The following is an 18,410-nucleotide window of genomic DNA, read 5'->3' as shown; positions in this document are numbered from 1 at the left end:
CCAGCCGTCGGGTACGGCCGATGTCCGGAGCGTAGGCATGCTTCGACGTCCGCGAGAGGAGTCCTGCGGGATGCCGAACGCGACCTGTGGGTCCGCGCAGCCCCGGGGTTTCCCGCAATCCCGCACCGCTGTCCGCAGGCGGCGTTGCGGGGCCGTGACGTGCCTCCAGGCCGGGGTGGGGGTGCGCCGGACCCGCGCCGGCTCCGTCGACCCGGAACGACACCGTCGTCGTCGCACGACAGCGACCTCGTCGTTCCCGCGCGCGGACAACGGGCCGCGTCCGCGCCGGACGACATGGTCGACGTCGTACGACGTCGACCATGTCGTTCCGAGTCAGCGACGCGCCGGCCCCGCACCCGGGGCCGGGACGGCGCTGGGGCGTCAGGCGGAGGCGAGCGCGCCCATCTCCCGCACCACGGCGCGGAGCCGCGTGGCGAGCTCCTCGGCGCCCCGGACGGTCTCGCGGTGCGCGACCTCGCTGAGTGCCGACATCACCAGGGCGACCGCGGTGCGTGCGGTCTGCTCGTCCGTGCGGGTGCCGACCGTGCTGAGCAGCGACTGCCGTGACTCGGCCATCCACTGCATGACCATCGGGGTCATCTCCGGCCGGAGCACGAGGAGCTCCTTCATCCGGCGGCGGTCCTGCGACAGCGGGACGGTGCGCGCGACGAGGCCGCACAGGTCGTCGACGAGCCGGCCGTCGGCGACGGCGAACCACTCCGCCGCGGCCTCGGGGACCTCGACGGTGTCCAGGCCGATCGCGGCGTGCGCCTTCGAGGTGAAGTAGTTGAAGAAGGTCCGCGGCGAGACGTCGGCGTCCGCGCAGATCTGCTCCACGGTGACCCCGTCGAGGCCGTGCGCCGAGACGAGTGTCAGGGCGGCGTCGTGCAGCGCCTGCCGGGTCTGCTGCTTCTTCCGTTCGCGCAGCGTGCACGGCTCCGTCGCCGCGGTCGCTGCCGGTGTGGTGGTCACGAGGACTCCCTGTCTGCGGATGGTGCTGGTGGGTGGGGCGCCCGCCCGGAAAGGGGGCACGGACGGACGCCCCGGTCGGTCACCGACGCTGGGTCGGCGTGGAGCCGGTCATCGGACCGGTGAAGGAACCCGCCTCGGCGGCCGCCATGCCGGCGGACGCCTCGAGCTGCGCCTCGGCGTCGGGTCCGGCGGAATCGGCGGCGTCGGCGCGCTCCTGCAGGGCGGAGCGCTGGCGGAGCGGCGGCACCCGGAAGAACCAGGTGAGGACGAACGCCAGCAGGATGACGCCGAGACCGACCCAGTAGATCGTCACGGACGAGGCGTTGAAGCCCGCCATGAACGGCCGGGTCAGGCGGCTGTCGGCACCGGTCAGGAACGAGGTGTCGTTCGTGCTGGTGGCGCTGTCGTTCTGCGTGCTGCCGTCGTCGACCTTCTTCGCGAGCTCCGGGGTCAGCTGCTCCACCCAGTACGAGCGCTGCGTGGCGTCGGACCAGTCGACGGACACGGTGTCGCCCTGCACGGAGGCGTGCGCCTTCGAGGCGACGGCGTCACGTGCGGCGGCCTCGGCCGCCGGGGTGGCGGCGGCGACCTGCTGGTCGATCACGGACTGCGCGGTGGCTGCCGGCACGGCGCCCGCGGCGACCTGCTGCTGCACGGCCGCGGTGACCTGCTCGGTGACCTGTGCGACGGCGGTCTGGTCGGCGGTCGCCACGGCGGCGTCGAGCTGCGACTGCACGGTCTTCGTCAGCGGCGTGACGATCGGCGTCCAGATCTTGTCCATCGCGCCACGGTTCGCCTTCGCGCTCGCGACGGTCGGGTTCAGCGCGGCGTCGAGCGCCGGACCGAGGTCCTTCTGGTTCGCGGTGGCGTGCAGGATGTTCGCCGGCATCACCGAGAACAGGATGGACAGGAGCACGGCGGTGCCGAGCGTTCCACCGATCTGGCGGAAGAACGTGGCCGACGACGTGGCGACGCCCATGTCCCGGGCCTCGACGGAGCCCTGCGAGGCGAGGGTCAGCGACTGCATGACCGAGCCGAGGCCGAGGCCGATGAGGAACATGCCGATCATGAGGAACCAGAGCGGCTTGTCGATCGTCATGAACGTCAGGACGACGTAGCCGCACGAGACCAGCGCCGTGCCGATCACCGGGAAGATCCGGTAGCGGCCGACCCGGGCGACGATCTGGCCCGAGGTGATCGAGGCGATCATCAGGCCGCCAACGAGGGGGAGCGTCGCGAAGCCGGACTCCGTCGGGGTGAGGCCGACGACGATCTGCAGGTAGAGCGGGATGGTCAGCATGGCGCCGAACATCGCGAAGCCCACGAGGAAGCCGATGACGGTCGCCATCGAGAACGTGCCCGAGCGGAAGAGCTTGAGCGGGATGATCGCCGCGTCGCCCATCTTCGACTCGACGAGGAGCAGCCCGATCAGGCCGGCGACGCCGATGACGTAGCAGGCGATGGCGGCCGGGGAACCCCAGCCCCAGGTCCGGCCCTGCTCGGCGACGAGCAGCAGCGGCACGAGGGTGACGATGACGGCGGTCGCGCCCCACCAGTCGACCTTCGGCTTCGCGGCGTCCGCACCGTGCACCTTCGGCAGGTGCAGGAAGACGATGACCATGATGAGCGCGGCGACGCCGATCGGGACGTTGATGAGGAGCACCCAGCGCCACCCGGTGATCCACAGGATCTCGGAGGTTCCGGCGAGGAGACCGCCGATGAGCGGGCCGATGACACTCGAGATGCCGAACACGGCGAGGAAGTAGCCCTGGTACTTGGCACGCTCGCGCGGAGCGAGGATGTCGCCCATGATCGCGAGCGGCAGCGACATCAGCGCACCGGCGCCGATGCCCTGCACGGCGCGGAAGCCGGCGAGCATGAGCATGGACGTGGACATCGAGGACAGCACGGCGCCGAGGATGAACACGACGATGCCGAAGATGTACAGCGGGCGACGGCCGAAGATGTCCGAGAGCTTGCCGTAGATCGGTGTCGCGATGGTCGAGGTGATGAGGTACGCCGTGGTGACCCAGGCCTGCTGGTCGAGGCCGTGCAGGTCGTCACCGATCGTCCGGATCGCCGTGCCGAACACCGTCTGCCCGAGGGACGACAGGAACATCCCCGCCATCAGCCCGTAGATCACGAGCAGGATCTGGCGGTGGGTCATCAGCGGCTGCTGGCCGGGGGCGCCGGAGGCAACGGGGGCCTCGGACGAGTGCCGGCCGTGCTGCACCGGAACGGGTGCGGTGGCGGTCATCGAACTCCTTTTTCGTGCTGTGTAACTTTGCAGACCGCGCAACGCTACATCTATTGCTTCCAGCAAGCAACTAAATCTGCCCAGTACGCTGACGGCGTGACCGACGACCGGGACGACGCCGAACGGCTCCTCCGCGCCCAGCTCGACCGCCTGTGGGTGCGGCAGACCCTTCGGTCGTCGCTCATCGAGTCCCGCGGTGGCCTCGACCCCACGGCACGGGTGATCCTTCGCGCGGTCGACCACTTCGGCGCGGTGCGCTCGATGGCCATCGCCGACGCCACGGGGCTCTCCCGTCCGGTGATCAGCCGCCGGGTGGCGTCGCTCGTAGAGTCCGGGTACCTCGGCACCGAGCCGGACCCTGCCGACGGCCGCGCCAGCCTGGTGTCGATCGCACCCGCGGGCCGGAAGCTGCTCGACACGCTCGACGTCGCCGGTGCCGAGGTGTTCGACGACCTCACCCAGGCCTTCGCGACGGCGGAACTGCACACCCTCGCCGGTCTCCTCGCCCGCCTCAACGACCGCGCCGACACCGTGCTCGGCATCGGTGCCGCGGCCCGGGGCGAGTCGGCCTGAGGACCCGACCGTCACTGCTGACGGCGTATTCGAGATACCGTTTGCGCATGAGCACGGACACCGTTACCACCACCGAGACCGCCGACGAGGGGCCCGTGGTGACCTTCGCCGACCTCGGCCTGAGCGACGCGGTGCTCAAGGCCGTCAAGGACATCGGCTACGAGACGCCCTCCGCCATCCAGGAGGCGACCATCCCGACGCTGCTCGAGGGGCGCGACGTCGTCGGCCTCGCGCAGACCGGAACGGGCAAGACCGCGGCCTTCGCGCTGCCCATCCTGTCCCGCATGGAGGCCGGCGCCAAGGTGCCGCAGGCCCTCGTGCTGTCCCCGACCCGCGAGCTCGCGCTGCAGGTCTGCGAGGCGTTCGAGCAGTTCGCCTCCCACATGAAGCACGTGCACGTGCTGCCCGTCTACGGCGGCCAGGCCTACGGCGTGCAGCTGTCCGCCCTCCGCCGTGGCGTCGACGTCGTGGTCGGTACCCCCGGTCGCATCATGGACCACATCGCCAAGGGCACCCTCGACCTGTCGCAGCTGAAGTACCTCGTGCTCGACGAGGCCGACGAGATGCTCAAGATGGGCTTCGCCGAGGACGTCGAGACGATCCTCGCCGAGACGCCGGACGACAAGCAGGTCGCGCTGTTCTCGGCGACGATGCCCGCGCAGATCCGCCGCATCTCGCAGCAGTACCTCAACGACCCGGCCGAGATCACCGTCAAGACCAAGACGAAGACCGCCGCGAACATCACGCAGCGCTACCTCATGGTGTCGTACCCGCAGAAGGTCGACGCGCTCACCCGCATCCTCGAGGTCGAGGACTTCGAGGGCATGATCATCTTCGTCCGCACGAAGAGCGAGACCGAGACCCTCGCCGAGAAGCTCCGCGCCCGCGGGTACGCCGCCGCCGCGATCTCCGGTGACGTCGCCCAGGCCCAGCGCGAGCGCACCGTGAACCAGCTGAAGTCCGGCAAGCTCGACATCCTCGTCGCCACCGATGTCGCGGCCCGCGGTCTCGACGTCGACCGGATCACGCACGTCGTGAACTACGACATCCCCGTCGACATCGAGTCCTACGTGCACCGCATCGGCCGCACCGGCCGCGCCGGCCGCTCGGGCGACTCGATCAGCTTCGTCACCCCGCGTGAGCGCCGCCTGCTGTCCGCGATCGAGCGGCACACCAAGCAGCCGCTCACGCAGATGCAGCTGCCGACGATCGAGGACGTCAACGAGACCCGCCTGACGCGCTTCGACGACGCCATCACCGCGGCGCTCGAGCAGCAGGACCGGATCACCGCGTTCCGCGACATCATCGCGCACTACGTCGACCACCACGACGTGCCGGCCGACGACGTCGCCGCCGCGCTGGCGGTCGTTGCGCAGGGCGCAGACCCGCTGCTGCTCGACCCGAAGGCCGACGAGCTGCGGAACCGCGTCGACCGCGACGGACGCAGCAGCGACCGCCGTGACCGCGACGACGACCGTGGCGGACGCTCCGACCGCGGCGACCGACCGGACCGTGGCCCGCGCCGCTCGCAGCCGATGACCGCGTACCGCATCGAGGTCGGCCGTCGGCACCGCGTGGAGCCGCGCCAGATCGTCGGCGCGCTCGCGAACGAGGGCGGCCTGCGCCGCGACGACTTCGGCGCGATCCGCATCCAGCCGGACTTCTCGATCGTGGAGCTGCCGGCCGACATGGACGGCGGCGTGCTCGACCGCCTGACGGACACCCGGATCAGCGGCAAGCTCATCGAGATCAAGCCGGACCGCCGGGGCGGTGGCGGCGGTGGGCGTCGCTTCGACCGCGACGACCGTGACCGTGACCGAGACGACCGTCCGGAGCGCAAGCCCCGCCGCTGACGCGAACTCACGCGAGCAAGCTCACGCGAACTCACCCGAGCAAGCTGACGCGAACGACGACCGACGGGAGGCACGGTGCCAGCTGGCACCGTGCCTCCCGTCCGTCGTTGCGGGATGGCGCACGGTGGACCGCACGATCGGTGTCGGGGCCCCTGCGGGGACACCATCGGTGGTGGGATACCCGGAGCCGCGACGCCCGAGCCGCGGGAACGAACAGGGGACGCACGTGTACAGAGCCTTGGTCACCGCCGCAGCCGCGGTGGCGCTCGTCATCGGGGGAGTGTCGCCGGCCGTGGCGGCTCCCTCTTCGTCGGTGCCCGGCGCACCGACCTCCGTCACGGTCACCGGAGCCGCCGACAGCGCGACCGTGACCTGGGCCGCACCGAAGTCGGGTGCGAAGGTCACCGGGTGGCGTGTCACCGTCACACCGGCCGAGCGACAGCCGGACCAGGGTGTCGACCGCCTGCCCGCGCCGGCCCGCTCCGACCGGTTCGGCGCGCTGACGCCGAGCACGCGCTACACGTTCAGCGTCCGTGCCGTCGGCGCACGGGGCAACGGCCCCGCCGTCGCGGTGCGGTACACCGCCCCGACCTCGGTGCGGACGGTCCAGTCCCTGTTCGCCCTCGACGGCAGCGGCGCCGTCGTGCGGTACCCGACGACCGGCACCGGGACCCCGAAGACGGTCGCCCCGAACGGCGCCGGCTACACGGCGGACGACGTGGGCGACGTGTTCGTGCCCTCGGCCGACCGCACCTCGATCGTGATGTACCCGGCAGACGGCAGCGCCTCCCGGACGATCGCGACCGGCCTGCACCTCTCCGTTGATCTGCGCTCCGACGTCGCCGGCAACCTGTACTGGGTCGACTCGGTGTCCGGTGCGGTCACGAAGCTCCCGGTCGCTGGTGGCGCCCCCGTGGCGATCATCCCCTCAGCGGGCACGGCGTGGGCGGTCGGCCGTGACGGCACCGTCTCGGCCTTCACCGCTGCGGCCCCGATGCAGACGGCCGCCACGGTCGTGAGCGTGGCGCCGAACGGTACGAAGACGACCCGCACCGTCCAGCAGCCCGCGTACGCGACGTTCGCTGCGCTGCTGGCCGACGGTTCCGGCACCCTGTACTTCGACTACTGGTCCACGGGCGCGTCCGGTGCGTCGTACTGGCAGGCGCTGCCGGCCGGCACGTCGACCCTGGTCGACGGGGTCACGCGTCTCGCGTTCGAGTACGCGGCGACGAACGACCAGTCGTTCCTGCTCGCCCAGTCCGAGGGGTGGTGCGCGGCACCCGCCGACGCCAGCCCGACGGGCTGCCAGGCCGACAAGACGGTCCGGCACCTGTTCTCGCGGGCGCTCGACGGCACGATCGTGGACCGGACGACGAGCGGCGTCACCAGTGAGGGCCGCGGCACGCACGTCGGCGCCGCCGACGCCGCCGGCGACGTGTTCATCGACGTCGCCTCCGGCGCGACCCCCGGGCTCTGGCGCCTGCCGGCCGCCGGTGGCGTCGCGCAGCAGCTCAGCACCGGACAGTTCACGCGCCTGCTGGTGATCTGACCGGACCACGGGCGGACGGGAGGCACGGTGCGGGCCCGCACCGTGCCTCCCGTCCGTCACACGGCCAGTCCGGCGACCGTGCGTCGGCAGACCTCGTCCCACGGCGTCGGCTCGATGCCGAACCGCGCTCGGCTCTCGCGGTCGTCGACGACGTACGGCGCCGTCCACTGGTAGCCCATCTCGGCGAGTTCGCGCGGCATCGGTGCGACCAGGCCGAGCGCCCGGAGCGCGCCGACGGGCAGGCGCCGGACGGTGACCGGCGGCCGGCCGGCGGTGGCGAGCATCTCCGTCACCGCCTGCCGCTGCGACCGCGGCTCGTTGCTCGGCACGATCCAGGTGCGCCCGTGCGACCCCTGGTCGTCGGCGGCCGCGACGAGCGTGCGGGCGACGTCGAGCACGTCCGTGAAGCTGTGCGGGAGGTCGGTCCGGCCGATCATCGTCACCGCCTTGCCCCGCAGCGCGGCGGGGAGCACGCGGGTGACGTGGCCGTTGTCGCCGATGCCGGGTCCGACGTAGTCGGCCGCGCGGACCTCGACGGCGCGGAGGCGGCCGGCCTCGTGGGCGGCGCGGGCGTCGGCCCAGAGGCGTGCTCGGAGGACTCCCTTGTGGTCGGTCGCGGCGTCCGGCAGCCCTGGGTGCATCGGACCGTCGACGGGGCCGTACGGGTAGAGGTTGCCGGTGATGGCGTAGGTGGCGCCGGTGCGCTCGGCGGTGGTGAGGAGCGCGTCCGCCAGCGGTGGCCAGACCCGCTCCCACTGCGTGTAGTCGCCGGGGTTCGCGCAGTTGTGCAGGACCGCGGCGCTCTCCGTGACCCGGGTGAGCGCCGTCGCGTCGGAGGCGTCCAGTGCGACGTGCTGCACGCCGGGCAGGCCGGTGTCACGGCCGGACCGGGTGACGACGGTGACGCGGTCGCCGCGCTCGGTGAGGAGGGCGGCGACGTGCCGGCCCACCGGACCGGCGCCGACGATGACGTGGTGCTGGGACATGGGTTCCTGCTTCCTCGGACTGGTCGCGTCCTGGTCGTGGTCGTGTTTTCCTCTCAGAGAGCAGTGCTCTCTGCAGTGAGCATGCACCGGTTGTGTCGCATCCGCAAGAGCACTGCTCGCATTTGTGTGCAGTGCTCTCTCGTGGCAGGGTGGACGTCATGGCACCGACGGCTCGCGAGCTCGCACGACGCACCGTGCAGGACGGCATCCTCGCCGCCGCACGCGCACGGCTGACGGCCGAGGGGCCCTCCCAGCTCAGCCTGCGCGCGGTCGCCCGCGACGTCGGGCTGGTGTCCTCGGCCGTGTACCGGTACTTCCCGAGCCGCGACGACCTGCTCACCGCGCTCCTCGTCGCCGACTACGACGAGCTGGGGGCGGCGGTCGAGGCCGCCGACGCCGCCGCCGGACCGGAACCCGGTCGACGCTGGGTCGCGGTGTGCCGCGCGATCCGGACGTGGTCGATCACACACCCGGGCGACTTCGCGCTGCTGTTCGGCTCGCCCGTGCCGGGGTACGTCGCGCCGCGCGAGACGGTCGAGCCGGCGACGCGCACCACGCTGGCGATCGTCCGGGTCGTCGCGGACGCGGTCGCGGCGGCGCGGACGGACGTGGAGGCGCGCTCGGACGTGGAGGCACGCGCGGACGTGGACGCGCGCTCGGTCGCGGACGCACGCTCGGTCGCGCATCCGTTTGCCGGGAGGCACGGATCACCGTCCGCGCCGACGGCGGCACCCGGGGCGGTCGGCTCGGCCGTCGCCGACGGGGTCGCCACCCTGCGCGCGCTCGGCCTCGACCTGCCGGAGGAGGTCCTCGTCCGGACCCTGATGGCGTGGACGACGGTGTTCGGGACGATCTCGTTCGAGCTGTTCGGACACTTCGTCGGGTCGGTCTCGGACGGCGCGGCCTACTTCGACGAGGTCGTCGCCCGGCTCGCGTCCGACGCCGGCTTCACCGCGACGTTCGACTGAGCGGGAGCGCGCCGGGTCGGGCCGGGCCGGGCCGGGCCGCGCCGTACGCCTGACTCGCCGCAGAGCGCGCTGCCTGACGAGCGGGGCCGACGTGCGGTAGACAGGTCGGGACGCCCTGGCCGACCCGACGACCCGAGCGCACGACCGACGCGTCCGCACCCCGGAGCCGACGCCCGGACGGAACCAACCCCTCGGGCGCGCGCGGTGGCCGGGGGCCCGGTGATCAGGAGGCACGCTTGCGACGCAGCACGTTCGGCGACCCCGCGGCCGGAGCCGCCCGGTGACCGCCGTCGACCTCAGCCGCCGCGACCAGCGCCGTCTCACCACCGGGACGTCCCGGCGGCGGCTCGTGACGGTGCGGACCGTCGCGCTGCTCGCCTCGCTCGCCGGCGTGAACTACGTCGTGTGGCGGTGGGCCGCCTCGGTGAACTGGCACTCGTGGTGGATCGCGGTGCCGCTCATCCTCGCCGAGACGTACAGCGTCATCGACTCCCTGCTCTTCGCGTTCGGCGCGTGGCGGCTCCGGGAGCGCGGTGAGCCGCCGACGAAGCCGTCGCCGGACGTCACGGTCGACGTCTTCATCACGACCTACAACGAGCCCGTCGAGCTGGTCGTCCGGACCGCGCGCGCGGCGAAGGCGATCTCGCACCCGCACGAGACGTGGATCCTCGACGACGGCGACCGTCCCGAGATGCGGGCCGCGGCGGAGTCGCTCGGCATCGGGGTCATCACCCGCGGCGCGGACTGGGTCGATCGGCCCCGGCACGCGAAGGCTGGCAACCTCAACAACGCGCTGCTCGCGACCCAGGGGGAGTTCCTGCTCATCCTCGACGCCGACCAGGTGCCGGACCGGTCGATCCTCGACCGGACGCTCGGGTACTTCAAGGACCCCCGGATGGCGCTCGTGCAGACACCGCAGTGGTTCGAGAACGTGCCGGACGCCGACCTCCTCGGCAGCCAGGCGCCGCTCTTCTACGGGCCGATCCAGCAGTCGAAGGACGGCTGGAACGCCGCGTTCTTCTGCGGGTCGAACGCCGTCCTCCGGCGCGAGGCGCTCATGCAGCTCGGCGTCACCCGCTACGTGCGCGAGGTCGAGGCCTCGGTGGCCCGGACCATCAAGACCTCGCGGAAGCTCCTCGCCCGGGCCCGCGAGACCGAGACCGACCCGCGGGTGCTCGGTGCCCTGGACGAGGCCGAGGCGGTCGTCGACCGGGCACGCGACCAGGTGCAGCGCGGCGAACCGCTCGGTGACGTCACGTACGGGTTCCAGCGCGGCATCGACGCGATCGCGTTCCGGTTCGCCGCGTCCGACCTCGAGTCGGTGCGGAACGACCTGCAGGAGCTCGCGGCCATGTCGACCGAGGCGGACACGTTCGCCGGGCTCGACGACGCGGCGCTCGACGTGCTCGGTCGCCGCGAGGCCTCACCGGTCGCCGCGATCGAGTCCATCGCGGTCCTCGCCCGGGCCCTCGACGTCAACCGCGACGACGAGGCCCAGCCGATCATGCCGCTGGCGACGATCTCGGTCACCGAGGACATGGCGACCGCCATGCGCCTGCACGGCCTCGGGTGGCGGTCCGCGTACCACGACGAGATCCTCGCGAAGGGCCTGGCACCGGAGGACCTGCCGACCATGCTCGTGCAGCGGCTCCGCTGGGCGCAGGGGACCATGCAGGTGTTCTTCCGCGAGAACCCGCTCGTGCAGAAGGGCCTGTCGTGGGGGCAGCGGCTCATGTACTTCTCGACGATGTGGAGCTACCTGTCCGGGTTCGCCGCGATCGTCTACATCGCGGCCCCGGTCCTCTGCCTGTCGTTCGGCGTCGTCCCGGTGCAGGCCTACAGTGTCGACTTCTTCGCCCGACTCATCCCGTTCCTCGTCCTCAACCAGCTGCTGTTCTGGGTCGTCGCCGCCGGTCGGCCGACGTGGCGCGGGCAGCAGTACTCGCTCGCGCTCTTCCCGGTCTGGATCGAGTCGGTGACGAGCGCGTTCGAGAACGTGTTCCGCGGCAAGCCCCTCGGCTTCCGGGTCACGCCGAAGGTCCGTGACGAGTCCGAGCAGCGGCCGCGGTGGGACCTCGTCAAGCCGCAGCTGTACGCGATGGGTGCTCTCGTCGCCGCGCTCGTCCTCATCGGCATCCGGTACCTCACGGGGCAGGCGTCGGGCATCGCCCCGCTGGTGAACACCGCGTGGGTGGTGTTCGACCTGTTCATCTTCAGCATCGTCGTCCGCGCGGTCCTGTACCGCGGCCCCGGACCGGGCACCGTGCAGTCCGAGCACGAGTCGAGCACGGTCGGGGGTCCGCTGTGAGCCAGGCACGCACCACGTTCGACGTGCCGGCGACCGTGGAGTCCCTCGACCTCGTGCAGGACCGGTTCGGCGCGTGGTGGGACACCCTGGGGATCGAGGACGTCCGGCTCCGGTTCGGCCTCGAGACGGCGGTCACCGAGATCGCCGGGAACATCGTCGAGCACACCCGACGCACCGACCAGGAAGCAGGCAGGCGCTACACCGTGGAACTCGACGCGACCGACCGCGAGCTCGTCGCCGTGCTCACCGACAACGGGCTGCCCGCCGACGTGGACCTCGCCGCGGTCACGATGGCCGACCCCGACCAGGAGGGCGGCCGTGGCCTCGCCCTCGCGATCGCGGCGCTCGACCGACTCGAGCACCGGCACGAGGGCGGACGGAACATCTGGACGCTGGCGTGCTCGCGGTGAGGCGACAGGCGGCCCGGGTCGTCGCGTTCCTCGTCGTGGTCGGCACGCTGCTGCTCGGCGGAGCCCTGCCCGCATCGGCCGTCCAGGCCGCCGCCGCGTCCGCCGCGACCGGCTCCGCCACCGCCGGAACGACCGCCTCGACCGGCCCCGCTGCGTCCGTCACGCCGCCCGCGGGGAAGACCTGGTTCGGCCCCGACATCGACTGGGGCGACGACGCCCCGGACGGGTACGCCGGACGACTCGGCGCGACCCCCTCGATGTACGGCGTCGAGATCGAGTACCCCCTCGACCGCAGCGCCCGGAAGGAGTTCCTCCGCGCGACCCGGGCGGCGGCGACGCAGGGCGCGGTCCTCGTCGTGAGCCTCGAGCCCGACCGGTCGCTCCGCTCCCTCAGTGCGGCCGACGCCCGCGCGGCGAACACCCTGTTCGAGCAGGTCCACGACCAGTACGACACCCAGGTGCTCGTCCGGTTCGCCCCGCAGATGAACGGCACGTGGGTGCGCTGGGGACAGCAGCCGACGCAGTTCGTCTCGGCCTTCCGGACCCTGGCGACCGCGGTGCACGACGGCGACTCGGACGCCCTGATGGTGTGGTCGCCCTCGTACGGTGCCGGCTACCCGTTCGGCGAGTCCGCCGGGAGGCTGCGGGACCTGTCGGCGACCGACGTCGCGAAGCTCGACACGAACGGCGACGGACAGCTCACCGCCGCCGACGACCCGTACGAGCCGTACTGGCCGGGCGACTCGTCCGTCGACTGGGTCGGGCTGTCGATGTACTCGTTCGGCAAGGGGAAGGCGACCGAGGCCGCCGGGCGGGACGTCCCGCTCACCCGGAACGACGTGCCCGATGCCGGCGAGGTCGCCGGGCGCATCGACGAGACCTGGGGCTACGAGCAACCGCAGCCCGGCACCTTCTACGACCGCTTCGCCGCGGCCGACGACCGGCCGATGCTGCTCGACACCGGCGCCCTGTACGACCACTCGCTCCGTGGTGCCGACGAGCTCGCGGTGAAGCAGGGCTGGTGGCGGCAGGTGATCGCCGCCGTGCAGGACCGTCCGCTCGTCCGGGGCGTGACGTTCCTCGAGACGAACCGCCGTGAACCCGAGGCCGCGGGCCGCGTCGCCGACTGGCGGGACACGGCCGCGCCGGGGATCGCCGGGTCGTTCCGGACCGACCTCGAACGCGCCGACCACTTCGTGTTCGGACCGGTCACCGAGCGCGTGACGCCGCAGGACGGAGCCGCCGCGACCGACCAGCAGTACGACACCGGCGGCGACCAGATGGCGTGGATCGTCTGGTGCGCGGTCGGGCTCGCCGTCGTGTTCCTGCTGAGCGGGCTGTTCGGCCGGCTGCTGCCGAGCTGGCGGTACCCGGACGACGGCAAGCCGGGGCGCGACCTCCGGCTCGACCTGTTCCGCGGGTTCATCATCCTCGCGGTGGTGATCACCCACATCGAGATCGGTGGCCCGTACTCGTACATCACGTTGCACGCCGTGGGGGCGATCACCGGCGCGGAGATGTTCGTGTTCCTGTCCGGCATGGTCCTCGGCATGACGTACCCGTTCGCCATCAAGAAGTTCGGCGAGTGGGTCGCCGCGGTCGGTGCCTGGAAGCGTGCGCGGAAGCAGTACCTCGTCACGCTCGCGGTGATCCTGGTCGTCTTCGCGCTGAGCTTCGTGCCGTTCCTGAACACCGACGCGATCACCACCTTCACGGACCGGGGGACCGGCACCGGTGGCGTCGGGGCCGAGGGGCGCGTCTACGACCTGTACCCGAACGCGATGCAGCTCCTCGCCTACCCGCCGCCCTGGTACGCGATCCGGCAGTTCCTGCTGCTCGAGATGGGTCCCTGGCCGTTCAACATCATGGGCCTCTTCGTGGTGCTCAGCCTGTTCATCCCGGCGTTCCTCTGGGTGATCCGCCGCGGATTCTGGTGGGCGCTGCTCATCGTGAGCTGGGCGCTGTACGTGTTCCAGGCGCTCAACCCGGACTTCCGGCCGCTGAACTCGCAGTTCGAGTCGGTGTTCCCGCTGCTCACCTGGCAGGTCGTCTTCACACACGGGCTCGTGCTCGGGTACTACCGACGGCAGATCATCGGCGCACTGACCGGCCGGCTCGGGAAGGTCCTCGTCGGGGTCGGCATCGGCGGGTACGCGCTCTTCCTGGCGTACGTCTGGGCCGCGAACCAGTACGGCTTCACGCCCGTGCCGTTCCCGGCGTCGATGTACGACCAGCTGTACAACACGGCGTACCAGCGGGTGGACCTGCAGTGGGGCCGCCTGGTCGACATCGCGTTCTTCGCGATCGTGTCGTACGCGATCCTCACGGTGTTCTGGAAGCCGATCGCGGCCGTCATCGGCTGGCTGTGGATCCCGATCGGGCAGGCGAGCCTCTACGTCTTCGTCTGGCAGGTGTTCTTCGCCCTGGCGATCGCGTCCATCCCGGGCGTCGACTGGTACAACGCCTGGATCGGCTTCGCCGTGCACTCGGCGCTCATCCTGCTGGTCTGGTACATGATCCGGCGGCGGTTCCTGTTCTCGGTCATCCCGCGCTGATCGCGCGACCCGCGCCGTGACGGACGGGAGGCGCGGTGCCAGCTGGCACCGCGCCTCCCGTCCGTCAGCCGGTCGCGTCGTGACGTTCCTGCCCATCGCACGCGTCCTGGAAAGCCGAATCGCGCGTAGTGGGCAAGAACTTCCTGCTCCCTACGCGCGAAACGTCTTCCCATGCGCGGAACGACCTTCGCCGCGCGGAACGTCAGCTGACCGTGGCCGCGTCCGGTGACCCCGTCGCGAGCGCGCCGCGGACCGACGCCCACGACGTGAGCCGCTCGCGGATCGCCGGGTCCTGCTCGTCCGCGATCGCGGTGGCGTGCGCCTGCTCCAGCACCTCGTCGATCACGATGCGCCGCCCCGACCGGGCCGAGGCGATCGCCGCGTCCACCATCGTCAGGCTCATCACGTTGCCGTGCACCTCGCCGTCCGGGGTGTCGCCGGAGCGGACCGCCCGCACGAACGAGGCGAGCGACCCGGCGATCTCGCTCCCCACGCTCGGGGCTGCCGCAGGGGTGCCCGGCACGCCGTCGAGGTCGCTCCACGGGTCGTGGTCACCGTCCCACAGCGCGGTGCCGGACGCGCCGGACGCGCGCCAGTCGCCGTTCCACGACGTCTCCGCGCCGGGCGCGCACCACGAGCCGTCGTAGACGTACCGGACGTCGTCCTCGAACGCGAAGACCGCCGCGGCCGCCGCGTCGCCGCGGTACCAGGACCACGACGGGTTCCACGACTCGCAGTACACCGAGACCGGGTCGCGTTCGAGCACGTACCGCGCGGAGTCGAACGCGTGGATCGCCATGTCGAGCAGGAGGACGTCGTCCATCTCCTCGCGGAAGCCACCGAAGTGCGGGGCCTTCGCGAAGCGCGTGCTCAGGCCGCCGATGTCCCCGAGGTCGCGGACGTGCTGCCGGAACGCGACGAGCTGGTCGTTGTAGCGGCGCGACTGCGACACCATGAACAGCTTGCCGGTGGCCTCGGCCGCGGCCGCCAGCGAGAGTGCCTCGGCGACCGTCTGCGCGGCGGGCTTCTCGCCGAGGACGGGCAGCCCGGCGCGGAGGGCCTCGAGCGTCACCGGGTGGTGCGCGACCGGCACCGTGATGTCGAGGACGGCCTCGGCACCGGTGTCGGCGATGAGTGCCGACAGGTCCGTACTGACCGGGATCGACGGGTCGCCCGCGACGACGGCGCCTGCTCGGGCTGCGTCGAGGTCGAGGTCGACGATGCCGACGAGCTCGACGTCCGGGTCGGCGGCGACGGTGCCGAGCCAGGCCCGGCCCATCCCGCCGGCACCGACCTGGACGACGCGCAACGCCGTCACGCCTGCGCCCCCTCGGCCACCGGAGCGTCGTCGAACGGGCCGCGGTAGTGCTGGCCGTCGAAGTACTCGCCGAGGTCGTAGCGGCGGAGCGTCGGGATCTCCCGCTCGCGCTCCGGTCGTGCCCACTCGGTGGCGTTCGCGATCACCCGGCGGACGTCCTTGTGGTGGTACACGGGGAAGTCCTGGTCGCCGGGGGAGAAGTAGAAGATCTTCCCGAGGCCGCGGCGGTACGTCATGCCGCTCCGGAACACCTCGCCGCCGGTGAAGCCAGAGATGAACACGAGCTCGTCGGGGGTGGGGACGTCGAAGTACTCGCCGTACATCTCCTGCTCGGGGATGACGATCGGGTTCGGGACGCCGCGGGTGATCGGGTGCTGCGGGTTCACGGTCCAGACGAGTTCCTGGTCGTGCTCGCTGCGCCAGCGGAGCGTGCAGGTGGTGCCCATCAGCTTGCCGAAGATCTTCGACCAGTGGCCGGAGTGCAGCACGACGAGCCCCATGCCGGACAGCACGTGCTTGTGCACGCGGTCCACGACGGCGTCGTCGACGTCCTGGTGGGCGGCGTGCCCCCACCAGGTCAGGACGTCCGTCTCGGCGAGGACCGCGTCGGTCAGGCCGTGCTCGGGCTCCTGCATGGTGGCGGTGCGGACGACGGCGTCCGGCAGGTTCTCGCGGATGCCGTCCGCGATCGCGCCGTGCATGCCGTCGGGGTAGCGCTCCGCGACGTGCTGCTCGACCTGCTCGTGGACGTTCTCGCCCCAGACGGTGATGCGCAGCGGGGTGGTGGTCATGATGTGCCTTTCAGACGGTGGTGCTTGGTGAAGTCGGTCCGGGGCCGTCACTTGACGGCACCGCCGAGGGCACCAGCGGAGATGTACTTCTGCGCGAAGACCAGCAGGACGGCAGCCGGCAGGGACGCCAGCACCGAGGTCGCCATGACGGGCCCCCAGTCGGTGACGTTCGTGCCGATGTAGTTGTAGATGCCGAGCGTGATCGGTCGGACGGCCGGGGTCGACGTCAGGGTGAGCGCGATGAGGAAGTCGCCCCACGCGCCGAGGAACGTGAACAGTGCCGCGGTGACGATCGCGTTCCGGCTGATCGGGACGACGATCGACACGAACGCCCGGAAGTCGCTGGCGCCGTCGACGAGGGCCGCCTCGACCAGGCTCGGGGGGATCGACTCCATGAACGCGCGCATGAGCAGGATCGCGAAGGGCACCTGCACCGCGCTGTCCGCCAGGATCAGCCCGATGTAGCTGTTGAGCAGCCCGACGTTGTTGAACAGGGTGTACAGCGCGTTCGCGATCACGATCGCCGGGATCATCTGGGTGATGAGCAGCACGAGCAGGAACACCCGCGTGCCGCGCATCCGGAACCGGGCGAGCCCGTAGGCGGCCGGTGTCGCCACGGCGAGCGTGAGCACCACCGTCCCGAGCCCGATGATCATGCTCGAGACGAAGTTCTGCCCCTGCTGCTGGAACGCCGCCTGGTACCCGGCGAACGTCGGGCTCCACGGGAACCAGGTCGCGGTCGCGGCACCGGACGTGGCCTGCAGGCTCGTGTTCACCATCCAGTACACGGGGAACACCATGATCGCCAGGAACACGATGCCGAGGATCGTGAGGGGGATGCCCTTCACGGTGCCGCGTGGTCGCCGTGGCCGTGCGGTCCGGTCGGTCGTGATCGCGCGGGTGGCGGTCACGGTCTGGTTCGCGATTCCGACGCTCATTCGTCGACCGCCTTCCGGGAGATCGCGATGTAGACCATCGCGAAGACGAACGAGACGACGATGAGCACGTTGCTCACCGCGGCTCCGATGCCGAACTGGAAGTTGACGAACGACTGGTGGTACGCGTTCGTGGCGAGGGTCTGGGTCGAGTTCGCCGGGCCGCCGCCGGTCAGGCCGAGGATGATGTCCACGACCTTCAACGTGTAGACGACCCCGAGCACGATCACGACGCTGACCACCGACCGGATGCTCGGCCAGGTGATGTACCAGAACGCCTTGAACCCGGTGGCGCCGTCGAGCGAACCGGCTTCGTAGAGCTCCGGCGGCACGGACTGCAGCCCGCTGTACAGGATCGTGGTGTTGAACGGGATGCCGAGCCACACGTTGACGCCGATCACCGCGATGAGCGCGAGGCTCGGGCTGACGAGCCACGGCACCGGGGCGATGCCGACGAGCCCGAGCAGCTGGTTCAGGGCGCCGCTGTCCTGGTCGAGCAGCCACTTCCACACCGCGCTCGAGGCGATGAGGGGCAGCAGCCACGGCAGGAGCAGCAGCCCGCGCAGGAAGCCCGACAGCGGGAAGTGCCGCCGGAAGAACAGCGCGAGGCTCAGCCCGATGACGAACTGCAGGACGATCGAGCCCAGGGTGAACAGGGCGGTGTTCACGAGGCTCGTCGTGAAGACCGAGCTCTGGAACACCGAGATGTAGTTGCCGAGACCCACCCAGGGGGCCTCGCCCGTGAAGAACGTCGCCGTCGTGTAGTCCTGGAAGGACATGATGACGTTCTTCACGACGGGGTAGCCGAAGAAGACGGCGACGAAGATCGCGGCCGGCACCACGAAGAGCCATCGGGTCATGCCGGATCGGAACCGGGCGCGTCGCTGCCCGGGTCGGGGTGTCGTCACGGGCAGGGTCGTCCGTGGTCGTGTCTG

14 protein-coding genes are annotated in these 18,410 nt (G+C 71.3%); 7 read left to right on the top strand and 7 right to left on the bottom strand.

What is annotated here, in order from left to right; genetic code table 11:
- Positions 1 to 381: 381 nt before the first annotated feature.
- Entirely contained in the window at positions 382 to 972 is a 591-nt protein-coding gene (locus EDF64_RS02010) for a TetR/AcrR family transcriptional regulator (protein WP_133518406.1), read from the bottom strand.
- A 79-nt stretch (positions 973 to 1,051) separates the two neighbouring features.
- Positions 1,052 to 3,229, bottom strand: coding sequence for an MDR family MFS transporter (locus EDF64_RS02005; RefSeq protein ID WP_133518405.1), 2,178 nt, complete (start codon positions 3,227 to 3,229; stop codon positions 1,052 to 1,054).
- Positions 3,230 to 3,325: 96 nt separating this feature from the next.
- Between EDF64_RS02005 and EDF64_RS18060 the strand changes: the two genes are divergently transcribed.
- The 3 genes from EDF64_RS18060 to EDF64_RS01990 all read left to right on the top strand — a co-directional run bounded on the left by EDF64_RS18060 (position 3,326) and on the right by EDF64_RS01990 (position 7,204).
- Positions 3,326 to 3,802 carry a MarR family winged helix-turn-helix transcriptional regulator gene (locus EDF64_RS18060; RefSeq protein ID WP_166645561.1) on the top strand — a complete coding sequence of 159 codons (477 nt, stop codon included), beginning with the start codon at positions 3,326 to 3,328 and terminating at the stop codon, positions 3,800 to 3,802.
- A gap of 47 nt (positions 3,803 to 3,849) precedes the next feature.
- Positions 3,850 to 5,655 (top strand): DEAD/DEAH box helicase, encoded by a 1,806-nt coding sequence (locus EDF64_RS01995; RefSeq protein WP_071294033.1) that lies wholly within the window; start codon positions 3,850 to 3,852, stop codon positions 5,653 to 5,655.
- A 226-nt stretch (positions 5,656 to 5,881) separates the two neighbouring features.
- The gene (locus EDF64_RS01990) at positions 5,882 to 7,204 is read left to right on the top strand and encodes a fibronectin type III domain-containing protein (protein ID WP_166645560.1); all 1,323 of its coding nucleotides are present in this window, start codon (positions 5,882 to 5,884) and stop codon (positions 7,202 to 7,204) included.
- A 56-nt stretch (positions 7,205 to 7,260) separates the two neighbouring features.
- Here EDF64_RS01990 and EDF64_RS01985 read toward each other — a convergent pair whose 3' ends face one another.
- A complete protein-coding gene (locus EDF64_RS01985; RefSeq protein ID WP_133518402.1) occupies positions 7,261 to 8,190 on the bottom strand; it encodes an NAD-dependent epimerase/dehydratase family protein in 930 nt (309 codons plus the stop codon).
- A gap of 158 nt (positions 8,191 to 8,348) precedes the next feature.
- Between EDF64_RS01985 and EDF64_RS01980 the strand changes: the two genes are divergently transcribed.
- The 4 genes from EDF64_RS01980 to opgC all read left to right on the top strand — a co-directional run bounded on the left by EDF64_RS01980 (position 8,349) and on the right by opgC (position 14,431).
- Positions 8,349 to 9,158: a TetR/AcrR family transcriptional regulator gene (locus tag EDF64_RS01980; protein ID WP_133518401.1), complete on the top strand. Its 810-nt coding sequence runs from the start codon at positions 8,349 to 8,351 to the stop codon at positions 9,156 to 9,158.
- A gap of 280 nt (positions 9,159 to 9,438) precedes the next feature.
- Complete coding sequence (locus EDF64_RS01975) at positions 9,439 to 11,466, top strand: glycosyltransferase (protein WP_432207007.1); 2,028 nt, start codon at positions 9,439 to 9,441, stop codon at positions 11,464 to 11,466.
- Positions 11,463 to 11,876: an ATP-binding protein gene (locus EDF64_RS01970; protein WP_166645559.1), complete on the top strand. Its 414-nt coding sequence runs from the start codon at positions 11,463 to 11,465 to the stop codon at positions 11,874 to 11,876. Before EDF64_RS01975 ends, EDF64_RS01970 begins: the two co-directional genes overlap by 4 nt.
- Positions 11,873 to 14,431 carry an OpgC domain-containing protein gene (gene opgC, locus EDF64_RS01965; protein WP_133518399.1) on the top strand — a complete coding sequence of 853 codons (2,559 nt, stop codon included), beginning with the start codon at positions 11,873 to 11,875 and terminating at the stop codon, positions 14,429 to 14,431. The genes EDF64_RS01970 and opgC overlap by 4 nt, the downstream gene beginning before the upstream one ends.
- A 202-nt stretch (positions 14,432 to 14,633) precedes the next feature.
- Here opgC and EDF64_RS01960 read toward each other — a convergent pair whose 3' ends face one another.
- Genes EDF64_RS01960 through EDF64_RS01945 form a run of 4 tightly spaced genes read right to left on the bottom strand, consistent with a single transcriptional unit; the run spans position 14,634 to position 18,335 of the window.
- Positions 14,634 to 15,740, bottom strand: a complete 1,107-nt coding sequence (locus EDF64_RS01960; RefSeq protein ID WP_133518571.1) for a Gfo/Idh/MocA family protein — start codon at positions 15,738 to 15,740, stop codon at positions 14,634 to 14,636.
- A 5-nt stretch (positions 15,741 to 15,745) separates the two neighbouring features.
- Positions 15,746 to 16,540, bottom strand: coding sequence for a ThuA domain-containing protein (locus EDF64_RS01955; RefSeq protein WP_133518398.1), 795 nt, complete (start codon positions 16,538 to 16,540; stop codon positions 15,746 to 15,748).
- 47 nt (positions 16,541 to 16,587) lie between these two features.
- On the bottom strand, positions 16,588 to 17,478 hold the full coding sequence (locus EDF64_RS01950; RefSeq protein WP_133518397.1) for a carbohydrate ABC transporter permease: 891 nt from the start codon (positions 17,476 to 17,478) through the stop codon (positions 16,588 to 16,590).
- Positions 17,475 to 18,335 carry a carbohydrate ABC transporter permease gene (locus EDF64_RS01945; RefSeq protein ID WP_133518396.1) on the bottom strand — a complete coding sequence of 287 codons (861 nt, stop codon included), beginning with the start codon at positions 18,333 to 18,335 and terminating at the stop codon, positions 17,475 to 17,477. The genes EDF64_RS01950 and EDF64_RS01945 overlap by 4 nt, the downstream gene beginning before the upstream one ends.
- Between the last annotated feature and the right edge of the window lie 75 nt (positions 18,336 to 18,410).

It is taken from the genome of Curtobacterium flaccumfaciens (assembly GCF_004361695.1).
In the GTDB taxonomy this organism is placed as follows: domain Bacteria; phylum Actinomycetota; class Actinomycetes; order Actinomycetales; family Microbacteriaceae; genus Curtobacterium; species Curtobacterium flaccumfaciens_B.
Note: the sequence above shows the minus strand (reverse complement) of the source record. Positions and strands in the feature narration are given on the sequence as shown.